This is a genomic window from Armatimonadota bacterium (assembly GCA_018268395.1).
Lineage (GTDB): Bacteria > Armatimonadota > Fimbriimonadia > Fimbriimonadales > Fimbriimonadaceae > JAEURO01.
This window is the reverse complement of record JAFDWQ010000001.1, coordinates 19768-40931: the sequence shown is the minus strand read 5'-3', so window position 1 is coordinate 40931 and position 21164 is coordinate 19768. Positions and strand designations below refer to the sequence as shown.

General features: G+C 63.2%; 17 protein-coding genes. 9 read left to right on the top strand and 8 right to left on the bottom strand.

Features of this window, described 5'->3' with window-relative positions:
- Positions 1-5 precede the first annotated feature (5 nt).
- The 6 genes from JST30_00175 to JST30_00150 all read left to right on the top strand — a co-directional run bounded on the left by JST30_00175 (position 6) and on the right by JST30_00150 (position 5928).
- The gene (locus tag JST30_00175) at positions 6-956 is read left to right on the top strand and encodes an aldo/keto reductase family protein (protein MBS1712728.1); all 951 of its coding nucleotides are present in this window, start codon (positions 6-8) and stop codon (positions 954-956) included.
- Positions 953-1477 carry a hypothetical protein gene (locus JST30_00170; GenBank protein ID MBS1712727.1) on the top strand — a complete coding sequence of 175 codons (525 nt, stop codon included), beginning with the start codon at positions 953-955 and terminating at the stop codon, positions 1475-1477. Before JST30_00175 ends, JST30_00170 begins: the two co-directional genes overlap by 4 nt.
- On the top strand, positions 1474-2817 hold the full coding sequence (locus tag JST30_00165; protein ID MBS1712726.1) for an aspartate kinase: 1344 nt from the start codon (positions 1474-1476) through the stop codon (positions 2815-2817). The genes JST30_00170 and JST30_00165 overlap by 4 nt, the downstream gene beginning before the upstream one ends.
- On the top strand, positions 2817-3632 hold the full coding sequence (folP, locus tag JST30_00160; GenBank protein MBS1712725.1) for a dihydropteroate synthase: 816 nt from the start codon (positions 2817-2819) through the stop codon (positions 3630-3632). The genes JST30_00165 and folP overlap by 1 nt, the downstream gene beginning before the upstream one ends.
- A gap of 63 nt (positions 3633-3695) precedes the next feature.
- Positions 3696-4685: an NAD-dependent epimerase/dehydratase family protein gene (locus JST30_00155; protein ID MBS1712724.1), complete on the top strand. Its 990-nt coding sequence runs from the start codon at positions 3696-3698 to the stop codon at positions 4683-4685.
- Positions 4686-4737: 52 nt separating this feature from the next.
- The gene (locus JST30_00150) at positions 4738-5928 is read left to right on the top strand and encodes a glycosyltransferase family 4 protein (GenBank protein ID MBS1712723.1); all 1191 of its coding nucleotides are present in this window, start codon (positions 4738-4740) and stop codon (positions 5926-5928) included.
- On the opposite strand, the gene JST30_00145 is transcribed toward JST30_00150, so the two are convergent.
- Both JST30_00145 and JST30_00140 read right to left on the bottom strand, forming a co-directional pair.
- Positions 5925-7322, bottom strand: coding sequence for an MATE family efflux transporter (locus JST30_00145; GenBank protein MBS1712722.1), 1398 nt, complete (start codon positions 7320-7322; stop codon positions 5925-5927). The genes JST30_00150 and JST30_00145 overlap by 4 nt on opposite strands.
- An 82-nt stretch (positions 7323-7404) precedes the next feature.
- Positions 7405-8148, bottom strand: a complete 744-nt coding sequence (locus tag JST30_00140; protein MBS1712721.1) for a hypothetical protein — start codon at positions 8146-8148, stop codon at positions 7405-7407.
- A 116-nt stretch (positions 8149-8264) separates the two neighbouring features.
- Here JST30_00140 and JST30_00135 point away from each other — a divergent pair, with 116 nt between their 5' ends.
- Positions 8265-10058 carry a threonine--tRNA ligase gene (locus tag JST30_00135; protein ID MBS1712720.1) on the top strand — a complete coding sequence of 598 codons (1794 nt, stop codon included), beginning with the start codon at positions 8265-8267 and terminating at the stop codon, positions 10056-10058.
- A gap of 397 nt (positions 10059-10455) precedes the next feature.
- On the opposite strand, the gene JST30_00130 is transcribed toward JST30_00135, so the two are convergent.
- Positions 10456-11526 carry a hypothetical protein gene (locus tag JST30_00130; GenBank protein MBS1712719.1) on the bottom strand — a complete coding sequence of 357 codons (1071 nt, stop codon included), beginning with the start codon at positions 11524-11526 and terminating at the stop codon, positions 10456-10458.
- A 210-nt stretch (positions 11527-11736) separates the two neighbouring features.
- Between JST30_00130 and JST30_00125 the strand changes: the two genes are divergently transcribed.
- Positions 11737-12054, top strand: coding sequence for a nucleotidyltransferase domain-containing protein (locus JST30_00125; GenBank protein ID MBS1712718.1), 318 nt, complete (start codon positions 11737-11739; stop codon positions 12052-12054).
- A gap of 47 nt (positions 12055-12101) precedes the next feature.
- Positions 12102-12431 (top strand): HEPN domain-containing protein, encoded by a 330-nt coding sequence (locus JST30_00120; protein ID MBS1712717.1) that lies wholly within the window; start codon positions 12102-12104, stop codon positions 12429-12431.
- Between the two features lie 465 nt (positions 12432-12896).
- On the opposite strand, the gene JST30_00115 is transcribed toward JST30_00120, so the two are convergent.
- The 5 genes from JST30_00115 to JST30_00095 all read right to left on the bottom strand — a co-directional run bounded on the left by JST30_00115 (position 12897) and on the right by JST30_00095 (position 21031).
- Positions 12897-14195: an NF038122 family metalloprotease gene (locus JST30_00115; GenBank protein ID MBS1712716.1), complete on the bottom strand. Its 1299-nt coding sequence runs from the start codon at positions 14193-14195 to the stop codon at positions 12897-12899.
- A gap of 84 nt (positions 14196-14279) precedes the next feature.
- The gene (locus JST30_00110) at positions 14280-15818 is read right to left on the bottom strand and encodes a polysaccharide deacetylase family protein (GenBank protein MBS1712715.1); all 1539 of its coding nucleotides are present in this window, start codon (positions 15816-15818) and stop codon (positions 14280-14282) included.
- Between the two features lie 116 nt (positions 15819-15934).
- Positions 15935-17482: a hypothetical protein gene (locus JST30_00105; GenBank protein MBS1712714.1), complete on the bottom strand. Its 1548-nt coding sequence runs from the start codon at positions 17480-17482 to the stop codon at positions 15935-15937.
- A gap of 159 nt (positions 17483-17641) precedes the next feature.
- Positions 17642-19210 (bottom strand): hypothetical protein, encoded by a 1569-nt coding sequence (locus tag JST30_00100; GenBank protein ID MBS1712713.1) that lies wholly within the window; start codon positions 19208-19210, stop codon positions 17642-17644.
- 252 nt (positions 19211-19462) lie between these two features.
- Positions 19463-21031 carry a hypothetical protein gene (locus JST30_00095; GenBank protein ID MBS1712712.1) on the bottom strand — a complete coding sequence of 523 codons (1569 nt, stop codon included), beginning with the start codon at positions 21029-21031 and terminating at the stop codon, positions 19463-19465.
- Positions 21032-21164: the final 133 nt, after the last annotated feature.

The following is a 21164-nucleotide window of genomic DNA, read 5'->3' as shown; positions in this document are numbered from 1 at the left end:
GCTTCTTGAAGTACAGGAAGCTCGGTAAGTACGGTGTCAAGGTCAGTAGCGTCAGCCTGGGTGGATGGTTGACGCATGGTCGGAGCATCGACGACGCGACGACCGACGCCATCGTCAAACGGGCTTACGAGTTAGGCGTCAACTTCTTCGACACCGCCGACGTGTACAACCAAGGCGAAGCCGAGAAGGCGCTGGCCAAGTCGATCGCCGGGCTGAAGAGGGAGACCTTGGTCGTCGCCACGAAGTGCTTCTTCCCCATGAGCGACGACGTCAACGACAGAGGCCTGTCCCGAAAGCACATTTTCGAGTCCGTTCACGGATCGCTCCAACGGCTTCGATCGGACTATGTCGACCTGATGCAGTTTCACCGGTTCGACCCCGACACCCCCCTCGAAGAGACGGTCCGTGCGGTCGACGACCTTGTCCGACAAGGGAAGATCCTGTATTGGGGCGTCAGCCTTTGGCCCGCCGACGCGATCGAGGCCGTCTGTCGGACCGCCCGCGAATGGGGGTGCACGTTGCCCGTCAGCAACCAGCCCGTTTACAACCTCTTGAACCGTTCGATCGAGGCCGACGTGGTCCCGACGAGCGAAAGGCTAGGGCTCGGCCAAGTGGTCTTCAGCCCGCTCGCGCAAGGCGTCCTGACGGGTAAATACCGGCCCGGAAGCCCGCTTCCCGAAGGTTCTCGGGGCGCGGACGATAAAAGCAACATGTTCATGACCGATTCGTTGCAGGAAGCGAACCTGGTCAAAGTCAAAGCCCTGGAGCCGATCGCGGCCCGGTACGGCCTGACACAGGGCCAGTTCGCCTTAGCTTGGTGCCTCCGACTGTCGAACGTCAGTTCCGTGATCGTCGGAGCGAGCCGGGTCTCCCAGATCGAGGAGAACGTCGCCGCGTCAGACGCCGAGGTCCCTGACGAGGCTTGGGCCGAAGCAGAGAAGGTGTTCGCGGCTTGAACCCGTCGACCGAGCCGTTCCGCCGAGAGTTGACCGGGCCGGAAGAGGCCCGGCCCGTCGCTGAGACCCAGTTCGAGAAGCCAAGGGGGATCCACCGTGTCGAGATGCGGCGCGGTTACTGCACCGTCCATGTCACGGGCCTGGAACAGGCTTCGGACCGGGTGAAAGTGCTCGGAACGATTTCCGGCGCCGGGATCAGCATCGACTTCTTGAAGCTGACTCCGGGCGGGCTCTCGTTCCTGACGCAGACCGACGAAAGGTCGAAGGTCGTGGAGGCCCTCGATTCGCAAGGCGCCCAATACGCCGTGAACGACGGTCGGTGCATCGTCTTGGCCCACGCGGCGAACATGAGGGATGAAGAAGGGCTTATCGCGCGCGTCGTCAGTGAAGTGATCGGGACCGGGGTCGTCATCGACCATTTGGGGGACATGCACGACCGGGTGTTGATGGTCATGGACGCGGGCGACGGCGAACGGGTCGCCGAGAGGATTTCGAGCCGCTTGGTCGAGGAGGAACCATGAGGATCCGGGTCATGAAGTTCGGAGGGACGAGCGTCCAGACCAAGGAGGCGCGTCAAACGGCCGCGCTGAAGGTGATTTCGGCCAGAGAGCAGGGCGTCTCGCCCGTCGTCGTCGTGAGCGCCATCGGACGGAAGGGCGAGCCCTACGCGACCGACACCTTGATCAGCCTTTTGAGGGAGATCGACCCGGCGGTCGAACCTGATCCCCGCGAGCTCGACCTTTTGATGGCCTGCGGGGAGATCCTCTCCTCAGTCGTTTTCGCCCACACCCTCAAAACGCTCGGGCAACCTGCGATCTCGCTCCGCGGCGGTCAAGCGGGCATCCGGACGGACGGACGATATGGAAACGCCCGGATCTTGGGCATCCACCCGGTCGGCATCCACGAAGCCCTGAAGCGAGGCCTGATCCCGGTCGTTTGCGGGTTCCAGGGCGTCTGGGTCCAAGGCGGTTTGCCCGGCGCCGAACTGACGACCTTGGGGCGTGGCGGTTCTGACACGACGGCCAGCGGTCTTGGCGCCGCGCTCCTTGCCGAACGGGTCGAAATCTACACCGACGTCGACGGCGTCAAGACGGCAGACCCGCGGATGGTTCCGGACGCTCCCACCCTGCGTCAGGTCACGTACGACGAGGTCGCCGAAGTCGCGCACCTTGGCGCGAAGGTCGTCCACCCGAGGGCGGCCGAGATCGCGATGCGGTTCGACCGGCCGCTCTGGGTCAAGAACACGTTCAGCGAGGATCCCGGAACGGAGATCGTGTCCCGAGACCGGTTTCCGGGCCGGCGCGTCACGGGGGTGACCCACAGCGGCAAACTGGTGTACGTCTCGGCAGACTTGGGCGTCGTCGCGCCCGAGCACCGTGCCGACTTCGCGGCAAGGGTGTACGAGACTCTCGCCAAGCACGCCGTCAACCTGTACATGGTGAACTTGAACCCGGACGGAGTCGGGTTCGCCGTCCCTCGCGAGCAGTACGCGACCATCCTGGACGTCTTCGACGGCCTTGTCCTACCTTTAGGACAAGGGGCGATCTACGTCGTCCAGACGGGCGTCGCCCCCAGTCAAGGCGCCGCCTCTCAGATCGCCTTGATGAAACCCCTCGGCGATCCTGTGGTCGTGCCGCTACAGATCGCAGAAGGGTGCACGATGGTCTCGGTCGTCGGGCACGAGTACATGCAGCAGCCTGGCGTGTTCTACGGGGTCTTGTCGAAGTTCCTAGAAGCCCAGATCCCTGTGCTCCAGACCAGCGACAGCGATTTCTCATTGAGCTGTCTGATCCCAGAGTCCGAACTGGCCAGGGCCGTCCGGCTGCTCCACGACGGTTTCGGGCTCGAACAGGCGAGCTGATGTCCGTCCTTCCCATCGGACGTCCGGCCCTCATGGGCGTCCTGAACGTGACGCCGGACAGCTTTTCGGACGGGGGCCTGTACTTCGACCAGGACAAGGCGGTCGAGGCCGGGATCCGGATGGTCGAGGACGGTGCGGATCTCGTCGACGTCGGCGGAGAATCGACGAGACCCGGTGCCTCTCCCGTCTCGGCCGAGGACGAGCGGCAGCGGGTCGTCCCTGTGGTCAGGCGCCTCGTCGAAAGGGGAGTCGTGGTCTCGGTCGATACGTCGAAGGTCGAAGTCGCATCGGCCGCGCTCGATGCCGGCGCCCAGGTCGTCAACGACGTCACGGCTTTCGGCGACCCAGAGATGGCCGACGTGTGCGCCCGCTCAGGGTGTACGGTCTGCCTTATGCACATGCAAGGGGAACCCCGCACGATGCAAGAGGCGCCGCACTATGACGACGTCGTTGCAGAGGTCAGGGACTTTCTGGTCGGGCGCGCCAGGGCCGCGGAAGCCGTAGGCGTCGCAGGCGACCGGATCTGGATCGACCCAGGCATCGGTTTCGGGAAGACGCTCGGTCACAACCTCGCGCTTTTGGCCCGGTTGGACGAGTTCGTGGCGACTGGCTATCCGGTCTTGATCGGCGTCAGCCGTAAGTCGTTCCTCGGCAAGATCCTCGGCGGTGCCCCACCTGACGAGCGGCTCGAAGGCACGCTCGCCGTTCAGGTCCTGGCGCAGGCGGCGGGAGCGAAGATCGTCCGCGCCCACGACGTCCGGCCGGCCCGAAGGGCCATGGAAGTCGCGTCGGCCGTGCTCTCGGCAGGGGCTTGACGAGAGCCTAAGCCGGGCAATCCTGCTTGGGTCGTTGAACCTGGCCAAAGGTATAATCAGCCCATGGCTGGCAACAGGACGGTGGTCACGGGAGCGGGCGGTTTCATTGGTGGACACCTTGTCGAATACTTGAAGAACAACGGTGTCCAGGACCTCGTGGCCGTCGATATCAAGCCGTACGAGGAGTGGTACCAAGTCCACGACTACGCCGACAACAAGATCCTCGACCTCCGCGAGCGGGAGGCCTGTCAAAACGCCGTCAAGGGTTGTGGGACGGTCTTCAACCTCGCCGCCGACATGGGCGGAATGGGCTTCATCGAGAACAACAAGGCGCTCTGCATGATCAGCGTCTTGATCAACACCCACATGTTAATGGCGGCCAAAGACGAAGGCGCCAAGCGGTTCTTCTACGCCTCGTCGGCGTGCGTCTACAACGGCGAAAAGCAGCAGGACGTCAACAATCCCGGTCTGAAGGAAGAAGACGCCTATCCTGCCCTGGCCGAAGACGGCTATGGCTGGGAAAAGCTCTTTAGCGAGCGGATGTGCCGCCACTTCATGGAGGACTTCGGGATCGTGACGCGCGTCGCCAGGTTCCACAACGTCTATGGCCCCCACGGAACGTGGGACGGTGGCCGCGAGAAGGCACCGGCCGCGATCTGCCGGAAAGTCATCAACTCGAAGCTCACGGGCGACCACAACATCGAGATCTGGGGAGACGGCCATCAGACGCGCAGCTTCATGTACATCGATGACTGCACGCTCGGGATCAAGAAGATCATGGACAGCGGCATCGAGTATCCGATCAACCTCGGAAGCTCGGAAATGGTCTCGATCAACCAACTCGTCGGCATGGTCGAGGACATCGCCGGCATCACGCTCGATCGGCATTACAACTTGAACGCGCCCAAAGGCGTCCGTGGACGGAGCAGCGACAACACGCTCATCGAAAAGGAACTCGGCTGGGAGCCCTCGGTCTCGCTCCGGGAAGGCATGGAGAAGACCTATGCCTGGATCTACGACCAGATGACGAGCAACGTCCCGTCGAAAGTCTGAGCGCTGGGGCCCGGAACGGTCTTGAGAGCCTTCCGGGCCTTCGTGTCCGTCCGTGAACAAGATGAGGATCGTCGTCCACGACTACTCGGGACACCCGTTCCAGGTCGAACTGAGCCGCTCGTTGGCCCGTCGGGGCCATCAAGTGCTCCACCTGTTCTCAGGGTCGTTCCTGACGCCGCAGGGCGCGCTGGTCAAACGGCACGACGACCCGGAGTCGTTCCAAGTCGAACCGATACGGCTCGAGCAAAAGGTCGACAAGTCCAACGTCTTCAAGCGCCGTCAGGCCGACTTTGAACACGGCCGCAAAGCGGTCGAGCGCATCGCCCGCTTCGCCCCTCAGGCCGTCCTGTCGGCCAACACGCCGCTCGACGCGCAGAAGATGCTTCTCGCCCAAAGCCGGGCGAGCGGAGCCAAGTTCACGTTCTGGGTCCAGGACTTGATCGGACAAGCCGTCCGTCGCCTGATGGCGGGGAAGTGGGCCGGCCTCGGCACTCTCGCGGGCGACCACTATGTCCGGCTCGAAAACCGGCTTCTCGAGCAGAGCGACGCGATCGTCCTGATCGCCGAGGATTTCCGACCGTTCCTTCCGGCGTCGGTCCAGAACAAGCCGAAAGTCCACGTGATCGAAAACTGGGCCCCCCTGTCGGACATGCCCGTCAGGGACAGGGTCAACCCATGGGGCGTCAAGCACGGCTTCGAGGACGGCCTCAATTTCCTCTATTCGGGCACGCTCGGAATGAAGCACAATCCCGAACTGCTCGTCCGACTGTCCGAAAAACTCCGGGGTCGGGCAAGGATGATCGTCGTCTCGGAGGGTCAGAGCATCGAGTTCCTCAAGGGCCGTATGCAAGAACTCGGGCTCGACAACCTGCACGTCTTGCCGTTCCAGCCGTTCGAGGCCATGCCCGACATGCTCGCCACGGCGGACGTCCTCGTCGCCGTCCTCGAGCCCGACGCCGGTGTGTTCTCGGTGCCTTCGAAGGTCTTGACCTATCTGTGCGCGGGCAAGCCGTTGCTGCTCGCCGTTCCCTTGGAGAACCTGGCCGCCAGGATCGTGACGCAGAACGGGGCGGGGTCCGTGGTCCGGCCGGACGACGAGGCCGGGTTCGTGGAGAAGGCCGAGGCCCTGGCCGACGACGTGGCTCAGCGGGCCACGGCAGGCCAAGCCGCTCGGGCTTACGCGGAGACCACGTTCGACATCGAAGCGATCACGGACAAGTTCGAACCGATCCTCAAGGTCTAGACTTGGACCGTCTTCCAAGCGCCTTGCTTGAAGAGGATCATCGCCGCAGGCCCTTGGACGCCCTGGGTCAGGGTCATGGCCAGCCAACACCCGTCGGCGCCTTGCTTGAGCCCGATCGCGAACAGACCTGCCAGTCCGACGCGGACGCCCCACATGCAGACGACCGTAAGCCACATCGGACGGACGGTGTCGCCGGCACCTTGCATCGCCCCGACGAGGACCATCGCATAGGCGAAAAGGACCTCGGTGACGCAGATGAAGCGCAGGTACCTCGCGACGACGTCGGCGACTTCTGGTTGGTTCGCGACGACGCTGTGCGCGACGTTGGGCGCGAAGACGAACAGGAGGACGGAGGCGACCGTACTGACGACGGCCGCATGGTGGGCGGCCGTCCAAGCGAGCTTTGAGGCCCGGTCGGGCCGTCCCATTCCAAGCGACTGCCCGACGAGCGCGGCCGCTGCGATCGAAAGTCCGAAGGGAGGCATGAAGGCCAACGACTCGATGCTGAACGCAGGTCTCATCGCCGCGATCGCGTTGGCTCCGCCCGGAACGCTCTTCAAGATCCCGGTCAGGGCCATCAGCGACGTGACGCGGACGACCGACATCATCGCGGCCGGTACGGCGATGACGAGGATCCGTCGTACCCAAGCCATGCCAGGCCATGAAAGGCGCCAGCTCGCTCCCAGAGAGGTACGGCCCGCCCAAAAGAGGTAGAACGCCGCCGCAGCCCAGGAGCTGACGACCATGGCAAGTCCCGCACCGAAGATCCCCAGTCCGAACCCTGGGATCACGATCGGTCCGAAGGCGAGGCGGCCATTGATGAGCAGGGCGTTGCACACGATGTGCAGGCCGATCTGAAGTCCGCTGATCACCATCGGGCTTTTGGTGTCGCCGGTCCCTCTCAACGCGCCCGCCAACGATTGGATAAGGAACAGGGGCGGAAGGGCGAGGGCGAACGTCCCAAGGTAGACCCGCATCAAATGTTGGGCTTGCGGCGCGTCCGCGGGTAGAAGGGTCACGCTGGCGAGCGCCGATCCCGGCAGGCTGAGAGCGGCGAAGGCCAGTCCGCCCGTCAAGGCCAGGCCGAGACACTTCTGGTTCGCGGTGACGAACCCTTCGCGGTCCCCGGCGCCGTACGCCCGGCTGACCAAGGCCGTCGAAGCCGTCCCGAGCGCGATGGCCATAGAGACCAGGAGGAAGAGGATGCTCGTCGCTCCTCCGATGGCGGTCAGGTTCGCGACGGGCAAGTGCTGGACGAAGTACGTGTCCAGAAGGGCGTTGACCGTCTGCAGCGTGTTGAGCGCGACGGCGGGCCAGGCGAGGATCCAGACGGTCCGCGCCGAATGCTCTGTCTCGGGCTCAGGGCCCGCTTGCGCGGTGTCGACGGATTCCAAAGCGGAAAGTCAAGTGTATCAGTCCGCTCCCCAAGACTTAGCCAAGGGGCCCTACAAAGGCCCGTGCTGGAGCGAACGGTGACTAGCCGCCGCCCGTAGCCTGACCGACCGAGACCATCCGGGCGCCCCGCGGCGGTACGAATCCGAACTCCGTGTTCTCCGGAAGCGTGCCGAGCGTAAACGTCAGGTCCCACTTCTTGGGCTGGCCGCCTGCTTGGACGAACCGTGCCGCCGTCAGAGAGTAGCCGCTCTCGTCGTCGCCGTCCAAAAAGTAGGTCGTCGTATTGGGGGCCGGATTTCCGGCGTTGCAGACGATAGAGTTCTCCTGGCGTTCCACGGTGGCCGTGGGGATCCAAGGCAGCCACGCCGTCGCTTTCGTCCCTAGGTGCATGGCATCGTCAAGGACCTTCGTCGCGAACGCGGACGGCCCGTTCGTTCGGAGCCGGAGAGACTGGAAGAACTTAGCGCTCCAGTTAGCGTCGAGACCCTTGTCTTCGGTCCCGTAGCCATAGCTGGAGTAGGTGTTCGCCCGGCCGTCGAAGCTCCAGAGGCGAAGCCCGTCACCGGCGATCCGGCCCACGAGTTTGCCGTTTTCGAAGTTCAGCACCTCGATCAAGACACGGCCCTCTGCGGGGCGGTACAGCAGTCCGACGGTCGATTTGAGTTCGACGAGCGTCGTCCCGCGCTTTTCTGTGCCCGTCGCTTCGACCGCGATCTGGTCGGAGGACGCGATACGGCCCAGGGCTTGGACCATCATGCCCTGCGGCCCCATCTGGGCCGCTCCGATTCCGGGCAACAAGGCGACGACGAGCACCGACAGTCTCACAACCGCATTAGACCTCGCGTCCGGCCCGAAAGTTTCGTCGGGGTACCATGAAACCCAGGTTCCTGGCAGATCGCCGGGGACTCGACAATTCGTCCGCATCGTCTGCGGGGGTTCACATGAGCTACGAACAAAGCCACCTTTACAAACTTCGACACAGCGCCGCACACCTGATGGCACAGGCCGTCACCGAGCTTTACCCGGGCGCCAGGCTGTCCATCGGCCCTCCGATCGAAAACGGGTTCTACTACGACATCGACTTTCCCGAGCCCCTCAAAGAGGAGGAACTCGAGAAGATCGAGCACCGCATGAGGGAACTCTCCAATCTCGCGCAGCCGATCGTCCGACGGTCCGTACGTGACAAGGACGAGGCCAAGGCCGTCATCCTCGACGAGACGACCAACGGCCAAGGCCCGGACAACGCACTCTACAAGTTGGAGCTCCTCGAAGCGATCCCGGTCGGAGACGAGGTCAGCTTCTACGAACAGCGGGCGACCGACAAACAGGGCAAGGAGCACGTTTTCATCGACCTCTGCCGCGGGCCGCACATCGAGAACACGAAGGAGATCAAGAACTTCAAGTTGCTTTCGATCGCGGGAGCCTATTGGCGCGGGGACGTCAAGAACAAGCAGCTGACCCGCATCTACGGCACCGCCTTCGAGACCAAGGACGAGCTCGAGGCGTACTTGCACATGCTCGAAGAGGCCAAGAAGCGCGACCACCGCGTCTTGGGCAGGGAGCTCGGTCTGTTCATGTTCTCGCCGCGGGTCGGCACGGGCCTGCCGCTTTGGTTGCCGAAGGGCGCGATCCTGCGTGACGTCCTGACCGACGTGATGAAGCAGGAGCAGCTCAAGCGCGGCTACCAGCCCGTCGTGACCCCTCATATCGGCAACATCAAGCTCTACGAAAAGAGCGGGCACATCATCACGTACCGCGACAAGATGTTCCCGTTCATGGAGGACGAGGAGAAGGAGACCTACATCCTCAAGCCCATGAACTGCCCGTTCCACATCGAGATCTACCAGTCTCAGCTCCGGTCGTACCGCGACCTCCCCGTCCGTTATGCCGAGTTCGGGACGGTCCACAGGTACGAGCAGAGCGGGGAAGTGACGGGCATCCTCCGGGCCCGCGGGTTCACCCAGGACGACGCCCACCTCTTCGTGACCCCCGACCAACTCTTAGAGGAGTTCATCGGGGTCGTCGACCTGATGAAGACCGTCCTCAAGAAGCTGGGCCTGCACGATTTCCGGGCCAGACTCGGGACGAAGGATCCGGCTTCGGACAAGTACGTCGGCCACGAAGACAACTGGACGGCGGCCACTGCGGCCATCGAAGAAGCTTGCCGCAGGATCGGATTCGACTACGAAGTCTCGCCCGGCGACGCCGCGTTCTACGGCCCGAAGCTCGACCTGATGATCAAGGACGCGCTGGGCCGCGAGTGGCAGATGGGGACCGTCCAAGTGGACTACAACCTTCCTGAGAGGTTCGAGCTCGAATACATCGGCGAAGACAGCAAGCCCCACCGGCCGATCATGATCCACCGTGCGCCGTTCGGTTCTCTGGAGCGCATGATCGGACTCTTGACGGAGCAGTACGCGGGCGCCTATCCGTTCTGGCTCTCGCCGTCCCAGATCGTGGTCCTTCCGATCGCCGACCGGCACAACGAGGCGGCCTTCGCCCTGGCCGACCGCCTACGCGACACGCTTTACGACACGAGGCCGCTCCGGGTCGAAGTCGACGACCGTCGCGAGACGCTCGGCAAGAAGATCCGCGAGAACCAACGGATGAAGGTGCCGTTCATGCTGATCATCGGTGACAAGGACATCGAGGCCGGGACGGTCGGAGTCCGCTCGCGCGAGGACGGCGACATCGGTGCGATGACGGTCGAGGAGTTTTTGGTCAAGCTGCCGTAAGCCCTCTCATCGAGAGACGCATGCGCTCATGAGGAGGGGCTGGAGTGCAGATCCAGAACCCTCATCCCCTTCCCCTTCTCCCTTCCCGCACAAGTCATGGGGCAAGGAGAAGGGGTTCCAGAATCGCCTCCTTGCAGACTCCAAAGCTCGACCCCTAAACCCCTCCTCATGGGGCCCGCTTTTGGAAACCCGGGGGCTTATGGCGTGCCTTGGCCACGTTGTCGAAAACGGCCTGCCAAGGAGACTTCACGGGTTACTATGGCGGATCTTCCCTGGGGTGTCCTTCTGCTTGCTCACATCGGTATGACCTTGGAGTTTCGAGTCGAGAAGGCCGAAAGGTATGGACGTTCGTCACACGCCTATCGACATCGTCCGTTCCGGCGAAGGGTCGTGTTCGTCAGTCCGTAAGCATGCCGCCCGCCGACCCAGGTGGCAACACCTTCTCGAACGACTGGCCGTTGAACTTGTACGGCCCACCCGTTTGGCTGCAGATCCACAGGTCGCCGCGGCGGTCCTTGTAGATCTGGCTCATCAGGGCGTCCTTCTCGCCGTCCTTCACCGGATAGTAGGTGACCGACTGGCCGTCATAGCGGTAGACCCCCCCGCCCCAAGGCATCATCCACAGATCGCCCTCCCTTCCGCGTACGACCGACTGGAAATAAAGCCAGTCTTCGCCGACAATGGCCTTGATGTCGGCGATCCCCGTTTCCGACCTGTAGTCGAGGAGGCCGTGGCTCGGCCCGTTGTTCGGCGGGACCGTGAACCGCTTCCGCGTGTTGCAGATCCAGAAGTTGCCGTCGCGGTCCTCGATGATCGACCGGATGCCAAACGAGCCTGCGCCCGGAACGTTGGTCAGATGGCTTTCGTAGAGCCAATTGATCGTCTTCCCGTCGTAACGGCAGAGACCAGCGTCGGCCGTGCCGAACCAGACTTTTCCCTTCCTGTCCTTGTAGACGGTGTAGACCATGTACATGCTGTGCTTGGGTTGGAGCGCCAGCTTCGCCTCCTCGAGGTGATGCTTCGGAAACCGCAACGAGTACAGCTTCTTGCCGTCGTAGCGCGAGGGCCCGTCTTGATTCGCGTTCCATGTGAACCAGAGGTCGCCTGAATTGAGCCGCCATCCCTTGTCCGGCGAATCCATCCGGACCGGCTTGAGCGTGGTGAACGTCTTGCCGTCGTATTTCGCGACGCCGCTATAGGTCGTGAAGTAAAGGTCGCCCTTCTTGTCCTCCTGGATCTGGGTCACGAGGTCGGCGGGCAGACCGTCCTTCTTCGTGTATCGGACGATGCTCTTGCCGTCGTACCGCGAGACGCCTTCGCCGTCGCTGCCGAACCAGTAGACGCCCTTGCTGTCTTGGAACATGCTCCGCATGTTCGTGCTGAATGCGGAGACGTGCGTGCCGGTCTTCGGCGCGGGTTTGCAGTCGGTCGCGACGGTGCTCAGGAGAAGGATGGAGTGAAAGATCATGTCGGCCCTCGGGAGGCTGGTGCGCCTTGACCGTTAGAACGAACGGGTCCTGTCCGGGGGTTCCTATGCCTTGCGCCCTCTTGTCCAGGTTCCGCAGGATCCGACACTGTCCGGTGGTCTTCGAACCGGGCTGGAAACAGGCACAAACCATCCTCTTTCAGCCCGGCCACCCTATCGGGGGGCCACCCAAGTGTAAACTTCGATCCAAGCATGAACGAGGCAGAGGCCGTGGACCTGGTCTGCCAAAGGATGTGTGAGACGTTCGCCGTCCACCGCGTCCTCCTCTTCGGTTCTCGTGGCCGGGGCGAGGCCCGAGAGGACAGTGACCTCGACGTCCTGGTGATCGCCGATTCCGAGGTCCCGTTCGTCCCCCGCCAGGCCATCGCCTATCAAGCCATGGCCGGCCGCCAGTTCTCGCTCGACCTTGTCGTCTGCACGCCCGCTGAATTCGAGGCGGCGAGGGAGGTCATTGGCTCTACCGCCTATTGGGCCGACAGAGAGGGCAAGCTGGTCTATGCCGCCGCCTAACGCAGTCCAGGACTGGCCGGGACAAGGCAGCCGAGGACGAACAGGTCATCGCGGCTCTCCGGGCAGCCGACGGCCCTTGGCCGCCGGCGGCGTATCACGCCCAGCAGGCAGCTGAGAAGTACACAAAGGCCGTCCTTGTGGCCGGAGGAGTCCAGCCGCCGTACTCGCATGACGTGGCGCTGTTGCTCTCAAAGCACCAGGGCACGGTCGTTCCGACCGATGTCGAGTCCGCAGCGAACACGGTCGCGTCTTTCGTCACGCTCACGCGCTATCCCGGCTTTGTCCCCGTCGGGCAGTCCGATTTTCTCGTCGCCGAAACGGCGATGCTGAAGGTCAAGGCCTGGTGCCTTGCCGAGATCGCACGGATCTACGCTTAGCCCGAGATGCGGGCAGGGCACGGGTGGCACTGGGTGTTCGTCGAACCCGGGTGCAAGCCGGCACCAACATCGGCCTTCACCCCGGTATCTGCCGGAGCGGGCAGGGCTAGAGGACTTCCCATGGCTCTACGCTCAGGCCGGCTTGCCTTTGGACGGAGCGGGGCGCGCCGAGACTGACCTCGTGGTGGCGGGGAAGAATGGAGGTCCGCAAGCCTCCGTCCACCACCTTCGCAAAGTTGACGTGGCTGCCGCGTTGGCTGACTTCGTGGAGCCTTGCGGCCAGGAGTTTGCGCCGCGCATCGTCGTAGGACAACGGCCTAAGCGGGGTGGCAAGGACAAAATGCTCCGTTAACTGTGGTCCAGACGTGCCCGAGGCGAGCGTTTTTGTCCTTGTCCGAAGAACCCACGCCGCAAAGCAAGGCAGAGCCATGCAAAGCCACGCAAAGACACGCAGCGCGCCCCTCCCTAAGGCGTGATCTCCCAGACGGCCTGATTGATGGCGACCGTCCAGTCGGAGGTCAAAGCCGCCTGGGTCACCCGGTACTTGATCCGCGCCCGGACATGCTTGGTCAGGGGGTCGACGAATCGGGGAGCATCGGGTGCGGACACGGTCACGGTGGAATCGCCCACCTTCCCGTTCCGGCTGTCGAGCGGGACGTAGAGGCCGGTCGTCCAGTCGTAGAGTTCGATCGTCTGCGAAAGGGTGGGGACCGACGTCCTGGCGGTCAGGAGGAACCTGAGGGCGCCGGGAACGGCGAACCGCGAATCGCCTTGCACGACGACCTGGACAGGGAAGTCGTTGCGGACGGGGACGACGCCGTTCTTGACCGTCAGGCGGTCACCGTCGACCACGAAGAGGCTCTGAAGGTTTCCGGACTGGGGCACGCCGCGCACGATGGAGTAGGTCGCGGGAAACTGCGTCGAGCGGTCGTAGCCGACCACGTCGAGGAGCCGGAACTCCGGTTCGCCCGGATCGATCTTGATGCCGGAAAAGATCGACCAGTCTTGCGTCATCGACGGCCAGTGCGGCACCCAGTCGCCCCAGTCGCCGCCCGTCCGTCCGAACTGGTTGTATTCGACGATCATGTTCGTCGCGTCGACCGAGAAGTAGGCGTGGGTGTTGGTGTCGCCCGAGAAGAGATGGTGGCCGGCCCCGTCGTAGCGGAAGCAGTCGGCGGAGAAAGCGAGCCAATCGCCCGTCCCCGAAACCGTGCCGAGGACTTCGTCGATCTCGTGGGCCGTGGCGGAATAGAGGTCGAACTTGCCGCCGACGGGGTTCTCGTGGTCGAAGAAACAGATATCGGTGTTCAGGCTGACGATGCCGTCGAACCCGCCTTCGCCACCCGCAGACAGGAAGCCGGGAGTGTTCAGGCCCATGGCGCGGCCGTTGGCGCTGGTGTAGCCGACGCTGCCGAATCCGGTCGAGCGCATATGCTTTGTGGCCTCGATGTCGTCGTTAGACTTGGCGTCGGCATCGAGGACGTCATAGGCGACGCCGGCCCCGTTCCAGTAGTAGCCGTAGATGTTCGTGCCGAGACCGCCTCCCTTTTGGAAGTAGATCTTGACCGTGACGTCATCGGTGAACTTGGCCGAATAGAGGGCGATCGACGACTCGATGCACGCTTTGATCGCGGCGGCCTGAGGGTCGTTCGTGATGCTGGGATCATAGACCGGGACGATCTTGAAACCGGCCCAGGCCGAAGCGGACACCGACAAGCCGATGGACAGCAAAGCGAACCGGAACGTCCCCGACCTTGAGCGCATGATGGTTTTTCCTCCGAAGCCCCTCAGACAAGACGATCAAGGGTCCAAGCGGGCTTCATGTGCGGTTTCGCCCGGTCTCCAAGATCAATAGTGCACACCGGCCACGCGCTGAAGTTCCGACAGGCTGTTGTACCAGTTCGGCAAGGTGCGGGGGACGCACTTCGGACCGCGCATCTGGCTGATGTACTTCACGACTTTGTTGTGGAAGTCGATCGTGTTCGTGTTGTGCACGGTGTGCCAGCCGTCGACGGCGCGGCCGTCCTCGTTGAACGCGGGCATGTTCTGGACGAGGTCGTGCCACATGATGAAGCGGGGCCGTCCTGTCTCGATGCCCTCATCGATCCAGTCGAGCATCTCGTCCAGCGGATGGGCGCTCGCGTACTGGCTCCAGGAGTTCTCGGCCGTCGCGGCGTCGTAGCACTCGCCGCCATAGGGGTTGCGCGTGCTGTTGTTGTTCGCGTTTTGGTTGCGCTCGCAGTTGACCTTCCGTCCGTAGCGGATGCCGATCTGCTCCATCGCCGCATGGACTTGGGCGTCGCTGGCCCCCCCGGGATAGATCAAGAAGTTTTCGCTTCCGTTCCTGGTCAGCCCGTTGTCGATCAGGAACTTGCGGCCCTCAAAGATGTCGTCGTAGACCCCGATCACACCGTTCTGCGTCCGGTAGTTGCGCTTCGGGCCTGTGCCCGCGCCGTCTCCGTGGAGGGGATTGTGGGTCATGGTGTGGTTGACCACGTCGAAGATCTTGCCGCCCGATCCTGTGTAATTGAACACCTCTTTGATCTGGTTCAGGCTCATATGGAGATCGACCGGCGCGGCGTAGTTCTTCACGACCGCGAGCGTCGCCGGGATCTGATAGATGCGAAGGATCCCGTATTTGTAACCGTAGTTATAGAACCCGGACCAGCCGTCGTCGTAGACCATGACGACGGAACTCGGTTCGACGGGCTGGACCTTGCAGGTGTTGAGCCGGACCTTACCGATCGAGAAGCTCTCGGCCGAATCGAACGTGCCGTCCACGACGATCTGGACCGTGTCGATGGTCGTCCCGCTCTCGTCTTCGGGGGTGAAGTGGACGAGCCTGTTGTTGAAGTCGGTCGCATTGCGGGCCGCGTTCACTTTGCTCGAAAGATAGAACTTGAGCTCGTTCCATCCCCGGGTGACCTCCATTTTTCGGGACGTGAAGGTCTTGCCTTGCCCGATGAGGCGGACCGTTACAAGTCCGGGGTGGCTCTCGGTCGAGGAAAACGGTGCCGGGCCAGGAACGAAGAGCGGCGGGCCGGACACGTGCAGCCAAAGCGAAATCTCGTGCCCAGGTTGCGGGAAGGAGAACGTGTTCAGGACCGGGTACGTGAGCACCGACGTCTTGAACCCGGCTCTTCCGTCGGTCGCATCCGTCACTTCGCGCTCGACGACTGTGGACTGAGAGTGGTCGCAGACAGGGGCTCCCGCGTTGTCGACGACGGGCAAGGGAAAGTCCTCGACCGCAATGCTTCCGGGCCGGACGTTTTCCGGCGGTACGGTCGGCAGTGCCGTGAAGTCGATCAACTCCTGGTTCAGTGCATAAGCCTGCGCCCCGACGAGGCCCGCGAGGAACAACACAAGACAACGCCCCATCTGCTTCATGCCCGAGAGTATATAGGACGACCAGGCCGGACTCAGATCAAAGTCGTCTGGCGAAACTACCAGACAAGGACCTTGATCCGGTGACACTGCCGTGGTCAGGGGCGAAAAGGGCTCCTTTATAAGTGGAATCCAGGAATCTTCTGCAAATCCGAGAGGGACTGGTACCACGCGGGCAGGGTCCTGACGGAGCAGCGCGGCCCTCTCTTAGCCTGGATGTACGCCAAGACCTGGTCGTGAAACGCCAGCGAGTTCACGTTGTAGACCGTGTGGTAGCCGTCGGCTGCCCTTCCATTGACGTCGAATTCCGGCAAGGCCGGCATCACGTCGTGCCACATGATGAACCTGTTCCGCCCGGTCTGGATCCCTTCATCGATCCAGTCGAAGAGTTCTTCGACCGGATGTTGGCTCTGGAAAATGTCGACGTTGTTCTCGGCCCGGCAAGCGTCGTACGTTTCGCCGGCGAAGGGGTTCCGGAGGCTGTCGCCTTGGGCGTTCTGGTTCCGTTCGCAGCTCACGGTCCGCCCGAAGCGGATCCCGATCTGTTCCATCGCCATGTAGACTTGAGCGTCGCTCGCGCCGCCGGGATAGATGAGGAACGACTCGCTGGCGTTCCGGGTCAGTTTATTGTCGATCAGGAACCGCCTTCCCTCGAAGATGTCGTCGTAAACGCCCATCATGCCGCTCGAGGTCCGGTAGTTCCGACGCAGGGCGGGCGTGTCGCCGTGAAGCCGGAAGTGGGTCGCCGTATGGTTGACGATGTCGACCAAGAAGGTCTTTGCGCCCAACGGGTTCAAATAGTTGTATCCGAAAACCGCTTGCAGGTCGTTCACGGACATGTGGAAAGGGGCGGGCCCGACCGCGTAGTCCCGGACGGCAGCGACGGTGACCGGCATCTTGAGGGCCTTGACCGTCGGATAGGCGTAGTCGAGGAACCCTGACCAAGCGTCGTCGTAGACCATCACGATCGAACAGGGCCTGACGGGCTGGAGCTTGCACGTGTTCAGCCGGATCTTCCCGACCGAATAGCTGGCGGCACAGTCATAAGTGCCGTCGAACACCAGTTGAACGGTGTCGATGAAGGTTCCAGACTCGTCTTCGGGCGAAAATTGGACGATACGGTTGTTGAAGGAGTCCGGGCAACGAGGCGCGTAGACCTTGCTCGTCAGGCAAAAGCGGAGTTCGTTCCACCCTCTCGAGACCTGCTGGCGGGCTGAATAGTACGTTTTGCCTTGGCCTTTGAGGCAGATCCTGACCATCTCTGGACGCACTTCGCTCTGGGAAAACGGAGAAGCACCGGGGGAGACGGAGGGAGGGCCGTCGATGTGCAGCCACAGCGAGATTTCATGGTCCGGCATCGGGAAGGTGAACGAGTTCTGTCCCAACGGATAGGTCAGCACGGCCTTCTTGTAGAGGGGCCGTTCCACGCTCCCCTCCTCCATCTTCCTTTCGAAAACGAGGGACTGAGTGTGGTCGTATGCCGCAGCCCCGGCGTTGTCCACCACCGGAAGCGGATAGTCCTCGACGGCCAAACTGCCGGACCGGACGTTTTCGGCCGGCAGGCCCGGAAGGATCGAGAAATCGATGAGTTCCCGTGTCGTCGCCCAGCACGCGCCGGCCAACACCAGCGACACGGACGTGGTCAGAATGCCTCTTGCCCTCAGCACGATTCCCATCTATACAACAAAACGTGTTGTTTGTATAGCACCTGTCTTGTAAAAGAGATGTAATAGAGGAAAATCTAATTTGAACCCGGGGGCCTTGAAAGGACGAGAGGCGGCGCCCATCGGGACGCCGCCTCTCGCAGTTTTCTTACGCTTTCGCTCTTAACCGGTGACCTTGAGGAGCGCGGCGTCGATGTCGACGCACGGGGCGGCGACGGCGCTGAAGCTCCGGTAGACCTCGACGCGGCCGGACATCGTGCCCGCCGTGCCGACGTACTGCGAGAGCGGCGTCGAGGTGGCCGAACCCGTATAGGTCGCCATCGTCGTGTTGATCGCCGTCTGCGGCAAGATCACGTCGTAGCCCGCGTTGTTGTTCGGGTTGTTCGGGTCGTGGCTCAACAGGAGCTGGACCTTGAAGGTCCCGCTGTGCACCATCTTGGCCGTCACGTCCCAGTCGATCGCGGTCGGAGCGGTCTTGGTCGTGGTGTAGTCGAACCGGACCCGGACGATCGGCGAGGTCGCCGAGGTGACGACGAACTTGCAGACGCGCCAGCTCACGTTGTCGGCGACGGCGGTGTCGCCAAAGCCGCCTGTATTGGACTTGCCGATCGAGACCGCTCCGTTGACCGGGGCCAGGATCTCGGTGGTCGCGCCGCCCGCGACCGGGGAGAACGCCAGTCCGCGGAAGCGGGTGTTGACCGCCGCGACCGCGACGACGCTGAAGGAGGAGCCGGCGCCCGTGTCCGTCAGGACAACGAGCGAGTTGGCGGCGTTTTCTCCGCTCGTGGCGTAAAGGACGTTCCCGCCAGCGTCCGACTTACCCGTGAGGCCGCGGATGCCGCCGTTTCCAGGCACTCCCGCCGTAATGGTGTAGGCCAGCACCCACGTGGTGCCGTCGAACGTCCACTTCTGCAGTCCTCCGCCGTTGGCGGCCGAGCGGTCGTCGGCGACGTAGAGCGTCGAGGAGTCGGCGAACCAATAGTCGTAAACGCTTTGCGAGCTCGAAGTGCTCGGGTCGAACCCGGGAAGGAGGACGGTCGTCTGCCCGCTCGTCGTCGGGACGCCCGTGCCGACCGTGTTCACGCCGCGGAACGCGCCCGACATCGAGCTCGTGAACAACTGGTCGAACTGGATCTTGACGTTGCGGACGTTCGTGACGTCCGTTGAAAGCTGCACGCCGAGCTGGCCGGGGCCGTACGGGTTGTAGCGCACGCCGGCCGTCGCCTGAAGGCCGGAGCCTGCGGTGCCGCCCGTCCAGAACGCCGAGCCGTCGACCGTGCAGACGCTACGGACGTTGTTTCCGTCGTATCCGTCGATGTTCGTCCGGGTGTCGACGGTCCCGTCGGCCTTGACCCAACCTACGACCCGGTTGAAAGTCGCAGAAGACGATCCTGCGATCGAGGCCGTTCCGACCGGCGCATCGTAGCCGGCAATGGCGACGCCCTTGCCGTCGACGGACAGGGCGACGAACCCTTCCGAGGTCGCAGAGCCGCTGCTCGTCAGGATCCGGTTTTCACCGTCGAGTGCCGTCGGGAGCGCGATCGTTTGAACGAGGATTCCAGCAGGCGTGTATTCGTCGAGAAAAACGGCCGTCGCGGCGCTGTTCAGGGCGGCGCTACCGTCTCCGACCCGGCTGACGACGATGTTGCCGGGGGTGAACGGAGCGGCGAACGCCGCTGCAGACGCGACGGCGAATAGGGACAAGACGAGGGTTCGAACTTGGTTCCGCATGGGTATCTCCGAATAGCTGTCCTGGAGAGGCCCGGACGATCGTCCATAAACCCGCACGACTCCTCACCGTTACAGCAACGCGCGCTCGGACGGCACGCAACAGGGGCCAGTGTAGAGGTCGTTAACCAAGACTTAACGGCGGTTCTGGGCTGATCCTCTAGACGTTTCACCGACTCTTAACGAGGTCGATGAAAAAGGCCGCCCGCCTCGCAATCGCGAAGGCGGGCGGTCGACGTCAGGCGACGGGGGACGTCAGCCGGTGACCTTGAGGAGCGCGGCGTCGATGTCGACGCAGGGGGCGGCGACGGCGCTGAAGCTCCGGTAGACCTCGACCCGGCCGGACATCGTGCCCGCCGTGCCGACGTACTGGCTCAGAGGCGTCGAGGTGGCCGAACCCGTGTAGGTCGCCATGGTCGTGTTGATCGCCGTCTGCGGCAAGACCACGTCGTAGCCCGCGTTGTTGTTCGGGTTGTTCGGGTCGTGGCTCAACAGGAGCTGGACTTTGAAGGTCCCGCTGTGGACCATCTTGGCCGTGACGGACCAGTCGATCGCGGTCGGGGCGGTCTTGGTCGTGGTGTAGTCGAACCGGACCCGGACGATCGGCGATGTCGCCGAAGTCACGACGAACTTGCAGACGCGCCAGCTCACGTTGTCGACGACGGCGGTGTCGCCGAAGCCGCCCGAGCTCGACTTGCCGATCGAGACCGCGCCGTTGACCGGGGCCAACGTCTCGGTGGTCGCGCCGCCTGCGGCCGGGGAAAAGGCCAGTCCGCGGAAGCGGGTGTTGACGCCAGCGACCGCGACGACGCTAAAGGTCGATCCAGCGCCGGTGTCGGTCACGGCGACGAGAGAATTGGCGTTGGTCTCCGTGCTCGTCGCATAGAGGACGTTGCCGTTCGCATCGGCTTTAGCCGTCAGGCCCCGGATCCCACCGTTGCCAGGAATGCCGGAGGTCAGGGTGTACGCCAGCGTCCAGGTCGTACCGTCGAACGTCCATTTCTGCAGTCCGCCGCCGCTGGCCGCCGAGCGGTCGTCGGCGACATAGAGCGTCGAGGAGTCGGCGAACCAGAAGTCGTAAACGCTCTGGGTGCTCGAGGTGTTGGGATCGAACCCCGGAAGCAGAACGGTCGTCTGCCCAGAGGTCGTCGGGACGCCTGTTCCAATCGTGTTGACGCCTCGAAAGGCGCCGGACATGGTGCTGACGAACAACTGGTCGAACTGGATCTTGGTGTTCCTCGTGTTCGAAACGTCGGTCGAAAGTTGGACGCCGAGCTGGCCGGGGCCGTACGGGTTGTAGCGCACGCCCGCGGTGGCCTGAAGGCCGGAGCCGGCCGTGCCGCCGGTCCAGAACGCCGAACCGTCGATGGTGCACGCGCTCCGGACGTTGCTACCGTCGTAACCGTCGATGTTGGTCGTGGTGTCCACGGTTCCGTCGGCCTTGACCCATCCCACCACACGGTTGAACGTTGCGGCGGACGTGGTTGCGACCGTGGCGGTCCCGACGGGTGCGTCATAACCGACGACGGCGATACCCTTGCCGTCCACGGAAAGGGAGATGAACCCTTCCGAGCCGGCGGAGCCGCTGTTCGTCAGGATCCGGTTGTTTCCGTTCAGCGCGGTCGGCATCGCGACGGACTGGACAAGGAGTCCGCCAGGCGTGTATTCGTCAAGGAAGACCGCGGTGGCGGCCCCGGACAGGGCGGCGCTACCGTCTCCGACCCGGCTGATGACGATGTTGCCGGGGGTGAACGGTGCGGCGAACGCCGATGCCGAAAAGACGGCCATTAACGAAAGGAGCGAAGTTCGAGTTCTGTTCCGCATGGTATGCCTCTTGAACTTGGACACGGGCCGAAGCTGGCGGGCAGCCACTGCCTCTCCACAGTCAATCGAGCTCACGGTGCCGTCCGGCCGAGAGGGCCTAGGGCACGCGCCGGAATGTTACTCAGGCGTTAAG